The 15,515-nt window shown below is 68.0% G+C and carries 14 protein-coding genes; 6 read left to right on the top strand and 8 right to left on the bottom strand.

The features are described from left to right. Positions 1-30 precede the first annotated feature (30 nt). The 4 genes from IC535_RS16285 (at position 31) to IC535_RS16270 (ending at position 5,517) form a co-directional block, all read left to right on the top strand. On the top strand, positions 31-1,548 hold the full coding sequence (locus IC535_RS16285; RefSeq protein WP_228887425.1) for an alanine/glycine:cation symporter family protein: 1,518 nt from the start codon (positions 31-33) through the stop codon (positions 1,546-1,548). Next, positions 1,541-2,380, top strand: a complete 840-nt coding sequence (locus IC535_RS16280) for a TrmH family RNA methyltransferase (protein WP_429000406.1) — start codon at positions 1,541-1,543, stop codon at positions 2,378-2,380. Before IC535_RS16285 ends, IC535_RS16280 begins: the two co-directional genes overlap by 8 nt. 586 nt (positions 2,381-2,966) lie before the next feature. Continuing rightward, positions 2,967-3,968, top strand: coding sequence for a hypothetical protein (locus tag IC535_RS16275; RefSeq protein WP_228887424.1), 1,002 nt, complete (start codon positions 2,967-2,969; stop codon positions 3,966-3,968). A 67-nt stretch (positions 3,969-4,035) separates the two neighbouring features. After that, complete coding sequence (locus tag IC535_RS16270; RefSeq protein ID WP_228887423.1) at positions 4,036-5,517, top strand: alanine/glycine:cation symporter family protein; 1,482 nt, start codon at positions 4,036-4,038, stop codon at positions 5,515-5,517. Between the two features lie 46 nt (positions 5,518-5,563). Here IC535_RS16270 and IC535_RS16265 read toward each other — a convergent pair whose 3' ends face one another. The 4 genes from IC535_RS16265 to IC535_RS16250 all read right to left on the bottom strand — a co-directional run bounded on the left by IC535_RS16265 (position 5,564) and on the right by IC535_RS16250 (position 8,788). Continuing rightward, entirely contained in the window at positions 5,564-6,985 is a 1,422-nt protein-coding gene (locus tag IC535_RS16265; RefSeq protein WP_228887422.1) for a M28 family peptidase, read from the bottom strand. A gap of 229 nt (positions 6,986-7,214) precedes the next feature. Next, positions 7,215-7,619 carry a large-conductance mechanosensitive channel protein MscL gene (gene mscL / locus IC535_RS16260; protein WP_228887421.1) on the bottom strand — a complete coding sequence of 135 codons (405 nt, stop codon included), beginning with the start codon at positions 7,617-7,619 and terminating at the stop codon, positions 7,215-7,217. A 54-nt stretch (positions 7,620-7,673) separates the two neighbouring features. Next, positions 7,674-8,381, bottom strand: a complete 708-nt coding sequence (locus tag IC535_RS16255; RefSeq protein WP_228887420.1) for a fumarylacetoacetate hydrolase family protein — start codon at positions 8,379-8,381, stop codon at positions 7,674-7,676. Positions 8,382-8,509: 128 nt separating this feature from the next. After that, a complete protein-coding gene (locus IC535_RS16250; protein WP_228887419.1) occupies positions 8,510-8,788 on the bottom strand; it encodes a hypothetical protein in 279 nt (92 codons plus the stop codon). A 176-nt stretch (positions 8,789-8,964) separates the two neighbouring features. On the opposite strand from IC535_RS16250, the gene IC535_RS16245 reads away from it, so the two are divergent. After that, a complete protein-coding gene (locus IC535_RS16245; protein ID WP_228887418.1) occupies positions 8,965-9,321 on the top strand; it encodes a Rieske (2Fe-2S) protein in 357 nt (118 codons plus the stop codon). A 353-nt stretch (positions 9,322-9,674) separates the two neighbouring features. Here IC535_RS16245 and IC535_RS16240 read toward each other — a convergent pair whose 3' ends face one another. From IC535_RS16240 to thiS, 4 genes are all read right to left on the bottom strand, one after another. Further along, positions 9,675-11,522: an SLC13 family permease gene (locus IC535_RS16240; RefSeq protein ID WP_228887417.1), complete on the bottom strand. Its 1,848-nt coding sequence runs from the start codon at positions 11,520-11,522 to the stop codon at positions 9,675-9,677. A gap of 27 nt (positions 11,523-11,549) precedes the next feature. Further along, on the bottom strand, positions 11,550-12,284 hold the full coding sequence (trmB, locus tag IC535_RS16235) for a tRNA (guanosine(46)-N7)-methyltransferase TrmB (protein ID WP_228887416.1): 735 nt from the start codon (positions 12,282-12,284) through the stop codon (positions 11,550-11,552). Further along, positions 12,284-13,078 (bottom strand): thiazole synthase, encoded by a 795-nt coding sequence (locus IC535_RS16230; RefSeq protein ID WP_228887415.1) that lies wholly within the window; start codon positions 13,076-13,078, stop codon positions 12,284-12,286. Before IC535_RS16230 ends, trmB begins: the two co-directional genes overlap by 1 nt. 186 nt (positions 13,079-13,264) lie before the next feature. Continuing rightward, complete coding sequence (gene thiS, locus IC535_RS16225; protein WP_228887414.1) at positions 13,265-13,465, bottom strand: sulfur carrier protein ThiS; 201 nt, start codon at positions 13,463-13,465, stop codon at positions 13,265-13,267. Positions 13,466-13,664: 199 nt separating this feature from the next. Here thiS and IC535_RS16220 point away from each other — a divergent pair, with 199 nt between their 5' ends. Continuing rightward, positions 13,665-15,494, top strand: coding sequence for an autotransporter outer membrane beta-barrel domain-containing protein (locus tag IC535_RS16220; protein ID WP_228887413.1), 1,830 nt, complete (start codon positions 13,665-13,667; stop codon positions 15,492-15,494). Positions 15,495-15,515 lie beyond the last annotated feature (21 nt).

Here is a 15,515-nt window from a genome sequence, read left to right as displayed (position 1 = left end):
CCTTCATTTTCCGCCGACTGGAGAGAGTAAGTGGAAGCAGCCGTAGAGTTCATCAACAGCATCATCTGGAGCAAGGCACTGATCTTCCTGTGCCTGGCCGCCGGCCTGTACTTCAGCGCCCGCACCCGCTTCATGCAGATCCGCGGTTTCTTCGAAATGTGCCGGCTCACCGTGCAGGGCGAAAAGTCCGAGGCCGGGGTGTCTTCGTTCCAGGCCCTGGCCATGTCGATGGCCGGGCGCATGGGCATCGGCAACATCGCCGGGGTGGCCACCGCGATCGCCTTCGGCGGCCCCGGCGCGATCTTCTGGATGTGGATCATGGGCTTCCTCGGTGCTTCCACCTCGTACGTGGAATCCACCCTGGCGCAGATCTACAAGACCAAGGACGCCGAAGGCCGCTACCGCGGCGGCCCGGCGTACTACATCGAAAAGGCGATGGGCCTGAAGTGGTATGCGCTGGCCTTCGCGGTGGCCACCATCGCCGCGGCCGGCTTCCTGATGCCCGGCGTGCAGGCCAATGCGATCGCCGACAGCATCATCAATGCCTGCCGCGGCGGAACCCTGTGCGGGCCGCTGGACGGCCAGTTCATGGGCATGGCATCGGAGCAGGCGCTCAAGCTGGGCATCGGCACCGTGGTGGCGCTGCTGCTGGGCGTGGTCATCTTCGGCGGGGTCAAGCGCATCGCCAACTTCGCCGAAGTGGTGGTGCCGTTCATGGCCGCCGCCTTCATCCTGATGGCCATCGTCATCATGATCATCAACTACGACCGCGTGCCGGACATGTTCCGCACGGTGTTCAGCAGCGCCTTCGGCGCGCACGCCGCGTTCGGCGCGATGATGGGCCTGGCCGTGGAGTGGGGGGTCAAGCGCGGCATCTACGCCAACGAAGCCGGGCAGGGTACCGGCCCGCACGCGGCGGCCGCCTCGGAGGTCTCGCACCCGGCCAAGCAGGGCTACGTGCAGGCGTTCGCGATCTACTTCGACACCATGCTGGTGTGCACCTCCACCGCCTTCCTGATCCTGGCCGCGGGCACCTACAACGTGTACTCGCCGGTGGCCGGCGGCGCACCGGTGTTCGCCGGCCTGGCCGGCGTTTCCGAAGGCGCCGGTTACGCGCAGGCGGCCGTCGAGACCGTGTTGCCGGGCTGGGGTTCGGCGTTCGTGGCGATCGCGATCTTCTTCTTCGCCTTCACCACGATCATGGCCTATTACTACATGGCCGAAACCAACCTCAGCTACATCAACCACAACCGCAAGCGCCCGCTGACCGTGCTGCTGCTGCGCCTGGGCATCATCGGCATGGTGGTGTTCGGTGCGTTCCACAACGCCAAGATGGCCTGGGCGCTGGGCGACATCGGCGTGGGCCTGATGGCGTGGCTGAACATCATCGCCATCCTGATCGTGCAGAAGCCGGCGTTGCTGGCGCTGCGCGATTACGAGAGACAGAAGAAGCTCGGCCTGGATCCGACCTTCGACCCCGATGCCCTGGGCATCAAGAACGCCGATTTCTGGCGTCACCGCAAGCTGGAGCCGTCCCGTAGTGAATGATCCCTGGAAGAATGCCCGCCGCCCGTCGGCGCGACCGCCGCGGGCCACCCCGTTGCCGCCGCGCGAGGGCGCGACGGCCCCGCCGCCGGGGCGCGGCAACGACGAACTGCGGCTGTACGGCTGGAACGCCGTGCAGGCGCTGTTCGACAAGCGCCCGCAGGCCCTGCGCAAGCTGTACCTGGTGGAGGAACTGATCCCGCGCCTGCAGCCGTTGCTGAAGTGGTGCGTGGCCAACCGGGTGGGCTACCGGGTGGTGGAGGAGGGCGACCTCAACAAGCTGGCCGCCACCACCCACCACGAAGGCGTGGTAGCCGACGTATTGCGCGCGCCGATGCTGGAGCTGGGCGACTGGCTGGACGGCCTGCCGGCCGGCCAGCCGGTGCTGGCGCTGTGGCTGGACGGGGTGGGCAACCCGCACAACTTCGGCGCGATCCTGCGCTCGGCCGCGCATTTCGGCGTGGCCGGCCTGTTGCTGCCGCCGGGGGCGACGCTGGCGTTGTCCGGGGCGGCCGCGCGGGTGGCCGAGGGCGGTGCCGAAGCGGTGCCGCTGGTGCGTCTGCCGGCACTGCCGCAGGCGATGGCGCAGCTGCGTGCGGCCGGTTTCGGCCTGGCGGCGACCCTGGTCGAGGGCGGCGACAATCTGTTCGCCAGCACCTTGCCGACCCGCCTGGTGTATGTAATGGGCGCCGAAGGCGAAGGCATGGACCGCGAGCTGGCGCAGGACTGCGACCAGCAGCTGTCGATCCCCGGCAGCGGGGCGGTGGAGAGCCTGAACGTGGCCTCGGCCACGGCGGTGCTGCTGGCGCACTGGTACGGGCAGAAGGCCCGCTGAGGCCGTGGTTTTCGGGCAGCGCGCAGGCGCGCCCGCCCCGCGCGGAGTGTGGTACGAGTCACTGATCGCATCGTGACTACACGCGATTCGGATTTTTCGCATAGTGCACGGGCGTGACCCCGCGCACAGTGCGATGGCGCTGTGCTGCGTAGGTGAGGAGAGACACCCACCCAGCGCGGTGCCGTTGTCCGGACCGCAGTGTCATCTGTGGCACTCACCGCGTGGGGTGTGTCGAATCCCGGTAACCCGGTCGCCGTGCGGCCGGGTTTTTTTGTTGCTGGATCCCAGCCGGATGCCGCAGTCGTCGGTGTCGTTGCAGCGCAGCGTTCTCCGCGGTGGCGGTGACCGGATAGGTGCGGCCCATGATCGGACTTGCATTGCAAATGGAAATCGATAATCCGCCGGCCATTTGCAGCGCATTGGGTTTTTCAACGCCATCGCGAAGGGTGTAAAACCAAGTCCGTGTGGTCGTTCACAGATCCGCACTTTTCACGATTCTGGATATTCTCCCGCGCCCGGATGCAGGCGCAGATTGTCGCCGCGGTGTAATCGATACCGCTGCCCGCAATCTTCTGGGAGACAGTCCATGACCCTGCATCCATTGCGTTCCATCCGTGTGGTTCCCCTCGCCGCTGCCGTAGCCTTCTGCGGTTTCTTCCCGCCATCGGCCAGTGCCCAGCAGCGCACGCTGGACGGCGTCAACTTCACCGGCCCGCTGATCACGCCCAATCCGGCCGGCCTGCCGAAAGGCCATTGGTACATCGAACCGTACCTGGTGCGCGTCGACAGTAGTGCCTACTACGACGGCAGCGGCCAACGCCGCCGCAGTGACGAGGACAGCGGTGCGTGGGTTACCGTGGTGCCCTTCATCTACGGCTTCAGCGAGCGCGTCACCGGCCAGGTCAATCTCAGCGCGTCCACCGCCGAGTCCGGGCGCGCGCGCAGCAGCGGCTTCCGCGCCGGCGATACCACCGCCAAGCTGCAATACCTGCTGCAGGCGCCCAGCGCCGATGGCACCCGCCCGGCGGTGTCGGTGGCCTTGAGCCAGCGCTATGCCACCGGCAGCTATGACCGCATCGCCGGCAATCCGCTGAACGCGCAGGGCGACGGCGTGCAGCGCACCAGCCTGTCGCTGGCTGCCCAACAGGTGGTGTGGATGCCCAACGACCGCCCGCTGCGCTGGCGCGGCCAGCTCACCGCCAGCCCGGCACCGTCGCGGGTGGCCCTGCATGGCAGCAGCGTGTACGGCACGCCGGACGGCTTCCGCGGCAGCATCGCGCGCGGCTCCTTGCTGGGCGTATCGGCGGCAGCCGAATACAGCTTCAATCCGCGCTGGGTCGGGGTGATGGAGTTTTCCGCCAGCCGCGAATCGCAACGGCAACTCACCGGCTATGCGCCCGACGCCGATGGCGTGGCCCGGCGCATCGATGAGCGGCGCCCGTCCAGCAGCAGCATCACCCTGGCACCGGCGATCGAATACCACTTCAGCCCCAGCATCGGCCTGATCGCGGGGGTGGAATTCAGCGTGGCCGGGCGCAACAGCGGCCACTTCGTCAGCCCGCAGGTCGCACTGGGGATGTTCTTCTGAGCCGCCAGCGGTGGCCTGTTCCGGCGCTGCAGGGTGGCGCCGGTTTCTCGGTAACAAGGAGTGTGACATGAACGTGGAAGCTGTCATTGGCTGGATCCTGGCGGTGGTCTGGAGCCCGGCCTTGGTGGGGCTGTGCCTGTTGGCCGGGCTGTATTTCAGCGTGCGTACCCGCTTCATCCAGTTGCGCGGGCTGCCGGACATGCTGCGCCTGATGTTCCGTTCGCCCAGTTCGGTGGCCGGGCTGTCTTCGTTCCAGGCCTTGAGCATTTCGCTGTCCAGCCGGGTCGGGGTGGGCAACATCGCCGGGGTGGCGATGGCGATCGCCTTCGGTGGCCCGGGTGCGATCTTCTGGATGTGGGCGGTGGCGTTCTTCGGCGCCTCCAGCGCCTTCATCGAATCGACCCTGGCGCAGATCTACAAGGACCGCGATGCCGACGGCCTGTACCGCGGCGGCCCGGCCTACTACATCGAAAAAGGCCTGGGCCAGCGCTGGTATGGTTGCCTGTTCGCGGTGAGCACGATCGTCGGCGGCGGGCTGTTCCTGCCCGGAACCCAGTCCAACGCGATCGCCGCTGCGCTCGACCATGCCTGGGGCGTGCCGGCCTGGGGCGCGGCGGCCGGTGTGGTCGCCCTGCTGGCGCTGGTGATCTTCGGCGGCGTGCGCCGCATCGCCCATGTCACCCAGGTGGTGGTGCCGTTCATGGCGCTGGGCTACCTGCTGGTGGCGGCGATCGTGGTGGTGCTGAACCTGCCGGCGGTGCCGGAGATGTTCATGCTGATCGTGCGCAGCGCATTCGGTACCGACGCTGCGTTCGGCGGAATGATCGGTGCGGCGATCCAGTGGGGCGTGCGCCGTGGCGTGCTGTCCAACGAGGCCGGCATGGGCAGCGGTGCGCATCCGGCCGCGGCGGCCGAGGTCAGCCACCCGGTCAAGCAGGGCCTGGTGCAGTCGTTCTCGATCTACATCGACACCCTGGTGGTATGCAGCGCCACCGCCTTCCTGATCCTGTCCACCGGCGCCTACAACGTGCACGACCCCAGCCCGGCCGTTGCCGGCGAGGCGGCGCGGATGATCGTGGCCAATGTGCCGGCACTGGAGGCCGGGCCCAGCTTCGTGCAGCACGCGGTGGAATCGGTGCTGCCCGGCTTCGGCTCGTCGTTCATCGCGCTGGCGATCCTGCCGTTCGCGTTCACCACGATCCTGGCGCTGTACTACATCGCCGAAACCAACCTGGTCTACCTGCGCCGCAGCCGGCGTTCGCCCCGGCTGCTGCTGGCGTTCAGGCTGGCCTTCCTTGGCGGGGTGACCTATTCGGCGTTGAACACGGCCACGGTGGCCTGGTCGCTGGGCGATATCGGGGTGGGGATGATGGCCTGGTTGAACATCATCGCGCTGATCCTGCTGCACAGGCCGGCGCTGGCCGCGTTGCGCGACTACGACGGCGCGCGTGCGCGTGGGCTGGACCCGTGCTTCGATCCGGAGCGGATCGGCATACACAATGCGCCGATCTGGGCCGACATCGCCGCCGCCCGCGCCGAGGCGAAGTAACCGGCGTCACCGGGCGCGGCCCCGCCGGCCGCGCCCGGTGCATGGTTCACTCGTTGGGCGGGGTGGTCGGCTTGGCTTCGCTGCCGAAGCTGCCCTCGGCCTCGGCAGCCAGGTAGGCGAACACGGTATAGGCGGCCACGTTCTGCGCCAGCGCCGCCGGGTCGATCTTGTCCAGGGTGTCGTCGGCGGTGTGGTGCAGGTGGAAGTAGTCGCTGCCATCCTGCGCCAGCCACGCCCAGGCGCCGCCCTTGGCCGCCAGCGGGCCGACATCCGGGCCCGGGCCGCCCTTGTCCGGCGCGTAATCGATGCCCAGCGGCTTGAGCACCTCGGCGATCTGCCGGGTGGCCTCGCGCGAGCCGGCCGGATTGGGCGAGCCGGTGTTGAAGGCATAGATGCGGCCGGCACCGAAGTCGCTTTCGGCGGCCAGTTGGTGCAGCGCCACGTCCTTGGCATGCGCCTCGGCATAGGCCTTGCCGCCGTAGAGGCCCTGTTCCTCGTTGGCGAAGGCCACCACGCGGATGCTGCGCTTGGGCGCCTGCTTGAGTTGGCCGATCAGGTGGCCGGCGGCCATGGTGATGGCCACGCCGGCGCCGTCATCGACCGCACCGGTGCCCAGGTCCCAGGAATCGAGGTGGCCGCCGATCACCACCACTTCCTTGGGCAGGCTGCGCCCGTTGATCTGCCCGATCACGTTGTAGGAGGTGGCCGTGCCGTCCCAGCCGCAATCCAGGCTGAGCTTGAGCGTGGTGCTGCCGAGGGCGACCAGGCGTGCCAGCTGGTTGGCGTCGGGCACCGACAGCGCCGCCGACGGCACCGGGGTCAGGCCATCGTCGAAGCGGGTGATGCCGGTGTGCGGCACGCGGTGCGAGTCGGTACCGGCCGAGCGCATCACAAAGCCCACCGCGCCCTTGCGGATCGCCTCGGACGGACCCTTGCTGCGCACCGCGCCGCCATTGCCGTAGTCGCGGCCGTCGCGGTAGGCGGTCATCTGGTAATCGACGAAGGCGATCTTGCCCTGCAGCGAACCGGCCGGCGCGGCCTGCAGCGCGGCCAGGTCGGCAAAGCGCACCACCTCGGCCTCGACCGTGCCGCCCGGGCTGCCGCCCAGGGCGGTGATGCTCAGCGGCTGGGCATGCCTGCCGGTGACCTGGGCGTGTTCGCTGCGGCGCTCCCACTTGGGGAAGGTCACCGGCTCGGTCCAGACCTTGTCAAACCCCAGTGCCTTGAACTTGGCCACGGCCCAGGCCACGGCGCGGGCATCGGCCTCGCCACCGGCGATGCGCGGGCCGATCTCGGTGGTCAACGATTCGACCACCTTCCAGCCGGTGTCGTCCTTGAGCGCCTGCTCGCGCAGCTGCGCAGCAGTGCCCAGCGAGGCCGGCGGCAGGGTGGTGGCCGCCGGTGCGGCGAACGCCGGCGACGCCAGCAGGGCAAGGGCGGATGCGAGGGCAACAACGCGGGCACGCATGGCAACTCCGGTAGGCAGGGCGTAAGCCCCAGAGCTTAACAGTCCGTGCCTATCGCACATGGCCGGTAGGTCATGCTCCGGTGAATGCTGTTTTCCATAGGCGAAAGCCCCGCCAGGGCGGGGCTTTCGAATGTGCATGGACCGGTAGTGCCGGCCGCTGGCCGGCTCCAGGCGATGCTGGGTTTATGCAGAGCCGGCCAGCGGCCGGCACTACCCGGACCCGATCACCTCAGCGCTTGAGGTTGTCGCGGATCTCGCGCAGCAGCAGCACTTCCTCGGCCGGCGCGGCCGGTGCGGCGTCCTTCTTGCGGGCCAGGCGGTTGATCACCTTGATCACCAGGAAGATCGCAAACGCCACGATGACGAACTGCACCAGGGTGTTGAGGAAATCGCCGTAGCCGATCACCACCGCCGGGATCTCCTTGCCGTCGGCCCCCGGCCGCGCCGGGGCCAGGGTCCAGGCCAGCTGCGAGAAATCGACCCGACCGATCAGCCAGCCCAGCGGCGGCATGATGATCTTGTCGACCAGGGCGGTGACGATCTTGCCGAACGCGGCACCGATGACGACACCGACCGCCAGGTCGATGACGTTGCCACGCATGGCAAATTCCTTGAACTCGGTAAGCACTCCCATCGGAGTCTCCTGTGGCGGGTAATTAAAGGGCTGCGCAGCGTAACCCAGCGCTTGTCATCCAGCGATGATGCCGTGGCGTTCGGCGACATTCTCCAGCCGCGCGCTGAAACGGTCGCCCGGCTGCAGCGCGGCCACCCCGGCCGGGGTGCCCATGAACACCAGGTCGCCGGCGCGCAGCGCCCACAGCTTGGACAGCTCGTGCAGGATCTCCGGCACGTTCCAGATCATCTGGTCCAGCAGCGACTGCTGGCGGACCTGCCCGTTGATTTCCAGCGACAGGTTGAGCGCGGCCAGGTCGCCCACTTCGCCGGCCGGGACCAGCTCGCTGACCGGCGCGGAGTGATCGAAGCCCTTGGCCGGATCCCACGGATGGCCCTTGGCCTTGGCCGCGGCCTGCAGGTCGCGGCGGGTCAGGTCCAGGCCGACGCCATAGCCGAACACCAGCGCCTCGGCCTGTTCGACCGGCAGCACGCCGGCCGGGGCATCGCAGCCGATCGCCACCACCAGTTCCACTTCGTGGTGCAGCTCGTGGGTGGCCGAAGGATAGGGAATCACATCGTCGTGCCCGACCACGATCGCATCGGCCGGCTTGCTGAAGAACATCGGCCGGCCGCGGTCATCGGCCGCCGGCACCGCGGCCCCCATCTCGCGCGCATGGTCGGCGAAATTGCGCCCGACGCAGTAAATGCGGCGCACCGGGAAGGTGCCGCCGCCGGCAACCGGAATGCGCGGTTGCGCGGGAGTGGGGATTACATCGGTCATGCTCGCGTCCTGTCACGTAAGGTCGCAGGCAGTCTAGAACGAGCGTGCGCGCGGTGCCACGCCGGCGTGGCGTTACCGGGTACGGAAAAGCATGCGGGCGAAGGGCCGCGCAGCAGCGCGGCGCGAATTCAACGCGACAGCGGCAAGGCTTGCTTGCGCACCACGCGGTACTCGGCGTCGACCACCTGCGGATCGCTCTGGCGGCCGGCCTGCTTGCGCTGGGCCAGCAGCTTCCAGGCCAGCCCGGCAATGATCATCGCCGCGCCCACGAACACCCCCACGAACACCAGCGCGGCCAGGATCGCCAGGCCCAGCAGGCCCACTGCAACGCGCACCAGCGGATGGCGCGGCTTGCGCGGCGCGAACAGGGTACGGAACGTGTTGAACTGGAAGTAGCGGCTGTACATGGTGGTGGCTTGGCTGAAGTCAGCGAGCCATGAGTATCCGGGGTGGCCTCTGTCATTGAGTGAAAAACTCGTTAAATGTCGCTGCCGTTCATTTCAAATCAATGACTTGTGTTCATCGCAGGGCCAGCCACGTGAGGGCGTGAGAGAATGCCGGCCCGTTGAATCCGTGTGCCGACATGTCCGTTTCCGATACCGCTGCCGCCCCGTTGATCGCGCTGGAGGCCATTGCCGACCAGGGTTTCGCCGAGGTCGAAGCAACCGTGGACGGCGACAGCGAATCGGTGGTGCTGTACCGCAACGGCGGGCAGGTACGTGGCTGGCTGAACATCTGCCCGCATGCCGGGCGCCGGCTGGACTGGGCGCCGGGGCAGTTCCTCAAGAGCCGCGAGGGCCACCTGGTCTGCGCCGCGCATGGTGCCTCGTTCGCGCTGGATGACGGCAACTGCGTGGCCGGCCCATGCAAGGGCGACCGCCTGCGCGCGGTGCCGCTGCAGGTGCGCGATGGGCAGGTGTGGCTGGATGCCGCCCCCTGACTAAAGGGGTTCTGCACCAGATGCATGGTCGGTAGTGCCGGCCGTTGGCCGGCTGTCGTTGCCGTTGCCGTTGCTCATGATGTTGATGTTGATCCACCGACCCCTTGGAGCGAGCCGAGCATCGCAGCGGCATACGTCAGGAGATAGGCGCGTGGCGACGCGTTCTTCACTACGGAGATTCGCTGTTACGAAGGCGCGGGCGTGTTCTTTGGTTACTTTCTTGCACGAGCAAGAAAGTGACTCGCGCCCCGAAGGGGCACGAAAGCTCTTGATCCTGTTTAGGCTTCATGAGGATCCGGCCAGCGGCCGGCACTACCGTTCATTGCAGGTTCGCTATGGACGGTTCCGTCGCCTCAGAACATCAGGTTGATCATCAACACCACCACGGCGGTGTAGACCAGCGACAGCGGCGCGCCCACCCGCCACAGTTCGCGCGGGGTGTAGTTGGCCGGGCCGGTGATCATCGAGATCACCGGGTTGGACGCGGTCATCAGGTTGTTGGACGCCGACAAGGCCACGATCAGCGCGAACGCGGTCGGGTTGCCGCCCACCGCCAGGGCCAGGTTGACCGCGATCGGCACCATCACGATGGTCGCCCCGACGTGGCTGATCACCAGCGAGAAGACCGTGGTCAGCAGCGCCAGCGCGATCTCCAGCACCCACACCGGAATGCCGGTGGGCAGGCGGTCGATGGTGTGCCCGGCCACCCAGGCCGCCGCACCGCTGCTGTCCATCGCCCAGCCCAGCGGAATCAGCCCGGCCATCATGAAGATGGTCTTCCAGTTGATCGATGCATACGCCTCGTCCATGCGCAGCACCCCGGTGAGCAGCATGCCGGCCACGCCGGTCATCAGGGTCAGCGCCACCGGCAGCTTGGAGGTCAGCGCGATCAGGATGGTGATGGCGAAGATGCTCATCGCGATCTTGAACTTGTGCGGGCGCTGCTCGCCCTTGGGGTAGTCGGTGACCACCACGAAGTCACGGCTCTTGGCCGCCTGCGCCAGGTCGGTCCAGATGCTGTGGAACACCAGCATGTCGCCGGCGCGCAGCGCCACGTTGCGCACGTCCTCGCGGATCACCTGCTTGTCGCGGTTGATCGCCAGCAGGCTGATGCCGCGCTGCTTGCGCAGGCGCAGTTCGGATGCGGTCTTGCCGATCACGTCCGAGGTCGGCGGCACCACCGCCTCGGAAATGCCGGCGCGGCTGGGGTTGAACAGGTCGCCCAGGTGCTTCAGCCGCGAGGACATGCGCAGGAACTGGTTCTGCGCGAAATCGCTGACCTGCTGGCGCGCGCCCATCACCCCGAGCACGCTGCCCACCCAGATGCGCATCTCCGCCGGCGGCGCCAGCCGGGTATCGTTGCCGGTCTTCAGGGCCAGCAGCAGCGGCGCATCGTGCACGTTCTCGGCCTCGCCCAGGGTCATCCCGACCAGCGGGCTCTCGGCGCTGACCACCAGTTCGAAGACATCGCCTTCGATGCCGTAGGTCTTGGCGAAGTAGCTCTCGGTGCGCGCCGGGGTGACCCCGTCGTTGGCCAGGGTTTCTTCTTCGACCAGTTTGCGGTCGCCGAAGTAGCGGAAGTACAGCAGGGAGGCAGCCAGCAGCGCCAGGCCGATCGGCAGCGGCGCGAACATGCGCAGCGGCTCGATCGTGGCCAGGCCCGAGGGCAGGTTGTTGTTGGCCGAGGCCAGCAGATCGTTCAACAGGATCAGCGGCGAATTGCCGACCATGGTCAGCGCGCCGCCCATCACGATCGCCGCGGCGATCGGCAGCAGCAGCCGCTGCAGGGTAAGCCCGGTGCGCGCGGCCAGCCGCGAGGCCACCGGCAGGTACAGCGCCATCACCGACGGGTTCTGCATGAACGAGGAATTCAGGCCGGCGATCGCGGTGGTCATCATCAGCAGGCGGGTTTCCACCCCATGCCCGCGCCGCAGCAGCCAGGCCGCCAGCCGGTTCAACGCCCCGGTGCGGTCCAGGCCCGCGCCGAGGATGGTGGTGGCGATGATGCTCATCACCGCGTTGCCCGAGAAGCCGCCGAAGATTTCTTCCGGGGCGATCAACCCGGTCACGCCCAGCACCACCAGCACCACCAGCGCCACCACGTCGGCGCGGATGCGCTCGAACAGGAACATCGCCATCGTGAAGCCGACCAGCCCGAGCACGAGCTTCATATCGGTGGTCAGCGTCAGCGCGGTATCCATGGGGTGGCGCGGTTCCTTGGTAAGGGATCAGGTACGGTCGTACAACAGGTCCCACACGCCATGGCCGAGCTTCTGGCCACGGGTTTCGAAGTGGGTCTGCGGGCGCCACGCCGGGCGTTCCACCTGGCCGCGCGGACCGGCGCGGTTGCTCAACCCGGCGGTGGCGTCGAGCACCTCCCACATCTGCTCGGCATAATCTTCCCAATCGGTGGCGCAGTGCAGGCGGCCACCGACGCGCAGCTTGCGCACCAGCAGCTCGGCAAAGCCGGGCTGGATCAGGCGGCGCTTGTTGTGGCGCTTCTTGTGCCACGGATCGGGAAAGTAGATGCGCACTTCGTCCAGCGCGCCATCGGCGATTTCCTGCTCCAGTACTTCCACCGCGTCGTGGTGGTACAGGCGCACGTGGTCGGCATTGTCGTCGGCCAGCGCATTGAGCAGGCGGCCCACGCCCGGGGCGTGCACTTCGATGCCGATATAGTCGCGGCCGGGATCGTGCTGGGCGGCAAAGCGCAGCGCGGCCCCGTTGCCGAAGCCGATTTCCAGCACCTTGGGCGCGGTGCGCCCGAAGGTGGCGTCCAGGTCGCGCCGCTGCCCGGTGAAATCCAGGCCGAAGCGCGGCCAGCGGTCGTCGAACGCGCGCTGCTGGGCGGGGGTGAAGCGGCCCTGGCGCAGCACGAAGCTGCGCACCTCGCGGCGGCCTTCGGTGATGGTGAACGGCTTGGCCGGGGCCTTGGCGCCGGCGCTGTCGAAGGGATTGGTCATCAGCCGATCAACCCGTCCACCGGCGAGGACGCACTGGCATAGCGTTTGCGCGGAATGCGCCCGGCCAGGAAGGCTTCGCGGCCCGCTTCCACGGCCTTGCGCATCGCGCTGGCCATCAGCACGGGGTTGCGCGCGCCGGCGATGGCGGTATTCATCAGTACGCCGTCGCAGCCCAGTTCCATCGCGATGGCTGCATCGGAAGCAGTGCCCACGCCGGCGTCGACGATGATCGGCACCTTGGCGTCCTCGATGATCTGCAGCAGGTTGTACTTGTTCTGGATGCCCAGCCCCGAGCCGATCGGCGCGGCCAGCGGCATCACCGCCACGCAGCCGATCTCCTCCAGGCGCTTGGCCAGGATCGGGTCGTCGGAGGTATAGACCATCACCTCGAAACCGTCCTTGACCAGCTGTTCGGCGGCCTTGAGGGTCTGCACCACGTCCGGGTACAGGGTCTTCCGGTCGCCCAGCACTTCCAGCTTGGTCAGGTTGTGCCCGTCCAGCAGCTCGCGGGCCAGCCGGCAGGTGCGCACCGCATCGTCGGCGGTGTAGCAGCCGGCGGTATTGGGCAGGATGGTGTAGCGGTCCGGCGGCAACACGTCCAGCAGGTTCGGCTCGCCCGGGTTCTGCCCGATGTTCGTGCGGCGGATCGCCACGGTGACGATCCGGGCCCCGGCCGCTTCGGTGGCCAGGCGGGTTTCTTCCAGGTCCTTGAACTTGCCGGTCCCGGTCAACAGCCGGGAATCGTAAGTCTTGCCGGCGATCACCAGCGAATCAGTGGGGGCATGTGCATTCATGGGCGGAATTATCGCCTATCGCGCGTCACGGTGCTGCGCGTTCGCGCAGGCCGCCGTCGCGCTGCCAGTGCCATGCGCACGCTGCCGTGGGCGCGGGAAACCCGGCCACCCACGGCTCTGGCCACCGGCACCGCTGCGGCGGTTGCGCCGATGGCGCGACGCACACCCGGCAGGACCGGCGCGATGTCAGCCGCCACCCAGCGCGTGCACGATCTCGACCACGTCGCCGTCGCGCAGCGGGTGGGTGGCATGCTGGCTGCGGGTGATGATCTGGCCATTGACCTCCACCGCGACCCGGCGCTCGAGCAACTGCTCCTGCAGCAACAGGTCGTGGACGGTGGCGCTTTGCGGAAGCTGGCGGGTGTCGCCGTTGAGCACGATGTTCATGTCGCCATTGTCCCTGAATGCTGCTGCGCTGCGTACCCTTGGAGCCCCCTGGATCACCTGCCGGGCCCGGTGCGACAGGGCCGGCGCCGTTCGTGTCGGAGTTCATGCCGCAGCGCAGCGTGAATTGGCCCGGGGCCAGTGAAACCATGGCACCGTGCGCCGGCGTACGTCGGCCGTCCCCCTTCCCAAGGAGCTTTACATGCAGATCAGCAAGCGACCGCTGCGTTCCCTGATGGCCGTCGCCATCGCCCTGGCCGCCGCGCCGGCCATGGCGCAATCGCCTTATTCCAAGTCCGTGGTCATCGGCGACAGCGTCAGCGATGCCGGTTACTTCCGTCCGCTGCTGCCGGCCGCCTCGCGCCCGGTGATCGGCCAGTTCACCACCAACCCGGGCTGGACCTGGGCCCAGCACGTGGCCCACTACTACGGCGTCAACGGAGCGGCGAACGGCAACGGCCAGGGCGGTGACAACTACGCCATCGGCGGCGCCCGCGTCGGCGTGGACACCAGCCTGGTGCTGGACCCGCGCCTGCCGGCAGTGCCGGTCTACTCGATGAAGACCCAGACCGCGCAGTACCTGGCAGCCAACGGCGGCAAGGCCGACGCCAACGCGCTGTACAGCGTGTGGGGCGGCGCCAACGATCTGTTCGCGATCCAGCGTGGCGCGCCGCTGCAGGCCACCCTGGTCGGCGCGGTCACCGACCAGGTCGGCATCGTGGCCACCCTCAAGGGCGCCGGCGCGCAGTACGTGGTAGTACCGACCATTCCCGACATCGGCCTGACCCCGGGCGCCCGCGCCGGCGGCCCGGCGGCGATGGCCGCCGGCACCGCGTTGGCCAAGGCCTACAACGATGCGCTGTTCGGCGGCCTGAAGGCCGCCGGCCTGCAGGTGATCCCGGTCGATACCTTCCACATCCTGCAGGAAATCGTCGCCAGCCCCGGTACCTATGGCTTCACCAACGTCACCAGCCCGGCCTGCACCGACGCCAGCTCGCTGACCTGCAGCCCGCTCAGCTATGTGACCCCCAACGCCGCCAACAGCTACGTCTTCGCCGACGGCGTGCACCCCACCAGCGCCACCCATGAAATGCTGGGCCAGTACACCCTGTCGATCCTGGAAGCCCCGCGCAACCAGCAGATCCTGACCCATTCGGCGCAGACCGTCGGCCGTTCGCGCGCCGACCAGGTCAGCTGGCACCTGGCCGGCCGCCCGGCCGATGGCCTGAGCTGGTGGGGCAGCCTGCGTGGCGACATGCAGCGTTACGCCCATGCCGACCTGTACGACGGCATGGCCCCGGCCGGCCTGTTCGGCGTGGATTGGGCGCGCGACGGCATGGTCGCCGGCGGCTTTGCCGGCTATGGCCGCATGGATGCCGATTTCGGCAACAGCAAGGGCGATTTCACCCAGTCCGACACCACCCTGGGCCTGTTCGCCGGCTGGTATGGCGAGCGCGCCTGGGTCAACGGCCAGGTCAGCTACAGCTGGCTGGACTATGACGTGACCCGCAAGGTCCAGCTCGGCCCGGCCACCCGCGAGCACACCGGTTCGCCCGAAGGCAGCAACCTTACCGCCGCGTTGAACGCCGGCTACGAGTTCGGCACCGAAGGCGGTTTCCGCCACGGTCCGGTCGCCGCGGTGATCTGGCAGAAGGTCAAGCTGGACGGTTACGCCGAAAGCAACGCCAGCGCCACCGCGCTGGGCTATGCCAGCCAGGATGTGGATTCCACCGTCGGCCGCGTCGGCTGGCAGGCGCGCTTCGACGGCGGCAGCATCAAGCCGTACGTGCAGGTCACCTACGACCACGAGTTCGAGGACGGCCAGCAGGCCAGCGCCTGGCTGCAGAGCATGCCGGACGTGGGCATGTACAAGGTGCCGGGCCTGGAGTTCGACAAAAACTACGCCACCGCCGTACTGGGTGCGCGCCTGAACCTGTGGGGCCTGAACAGCAACATCGGCATGAGCACCACCACCGCGCAGAAGCGTGCCCGCGACGTGTCGCTGTTTGCCAGCTTCAGCGGCAGCTTCTGATCCACCGCGCGCAGCGCCCCG

It is taken from the genome of Stenotrophomonas rhizophila (assembly GCF_020857975.1).
Lineage (GTDB): Bacteria > Pseudomonadota > Gammaproteobacteria > Xanthomonadales > Xanthomonadaceae > Stenotrophomonas > Stenotrophomonas rhizophila_C.
The sequence above is the reverse complement of the archived record's forward strand: the minus strand, read 5'-3'. Positions and strand labels throughout refer to the sequence as shown.

Coding starts and splice junctions, on each gene's coding strand:
- IC535_RS16275 (WP_228887424.1), top strand. CDS start 2,967: ATGACCCTGCATCCATTGCGTTCCATCCGTGTGGTTCCCCTCGCCGCT.
- IC535_RS16270 (WP_228887423.1), top strand. CDS start 4,036: ATGAACGTGGAAGCTGTCATTGGCTGGATCCTGGCGGTGGTCTGGAGC.
- IC535_RS16265 (WP_228887422.1), bottom strand. CDS start 6,985: ATGCGTGCCCGCGTTGTTGCCCTCGCATCCGCCCTTGCCCTGCTGGCG.
- mscL (WP_228887421.1), bottom strand. CDS start 7,619: ATGGGAGTGCTTACCGAGTTCAAGGAATTTGCCATGCGTGGCAACGTC.
- IC535_RS16255 (WP_228887420.1), bottom strand. CDS start 8,381: ATGACCGATGTAATCCCCACTCCCGCGCAACCGCGCATTCCGGTTGCC.
- IC535_RS16250 (WP_228887419.1), bottom strand. CDS start 8,788: ATGTACAGCCGCTACTTCCAGTTCAACACGTTCCGTACCCTGTTCGCG.
- IC535_RS16245 (WP_228887418.1), top strand. CDS start 8,965: ATGTCCGTTTCCGATACCGCTGCCGCCCCGTTGATCGCGCTGGAGGCC.
- IC535_RS16240 (WP_228887417.1), bottom strand. CDS start 11,522: ATGGATACCGCGCTGACGCTGACCACCGATATGAAGCTCGTGCTCGGG.
- trmB (WP_228887416.1), bottom strand. CDS start 12,284: ATGACCAATCCCTTCGACAGCGCCGGCGCCAAGGCCCCGGCCAAGCCG.
- IC535_RS16230 (WP_228887415.1), bottom strand. CDS start 13,078: ATGAATGCACATGCCCCCACTGATTCGCTGGTGATCGCCGGCAAGACT.
- thiS (WP_228887414.1), bottom strand. CDS start 13,465: ATGAACATCGTGCTCAACGGCGACACCCGCCAGCTTCCGCAAAGCGCC.
- IC535_RS16220 (WP_228887413.1), top strand. CDS start 13,665: ATGCAGATCAGCAAGCGACCGCTGCGTTCCCTGATGGCCGTCGCCATC.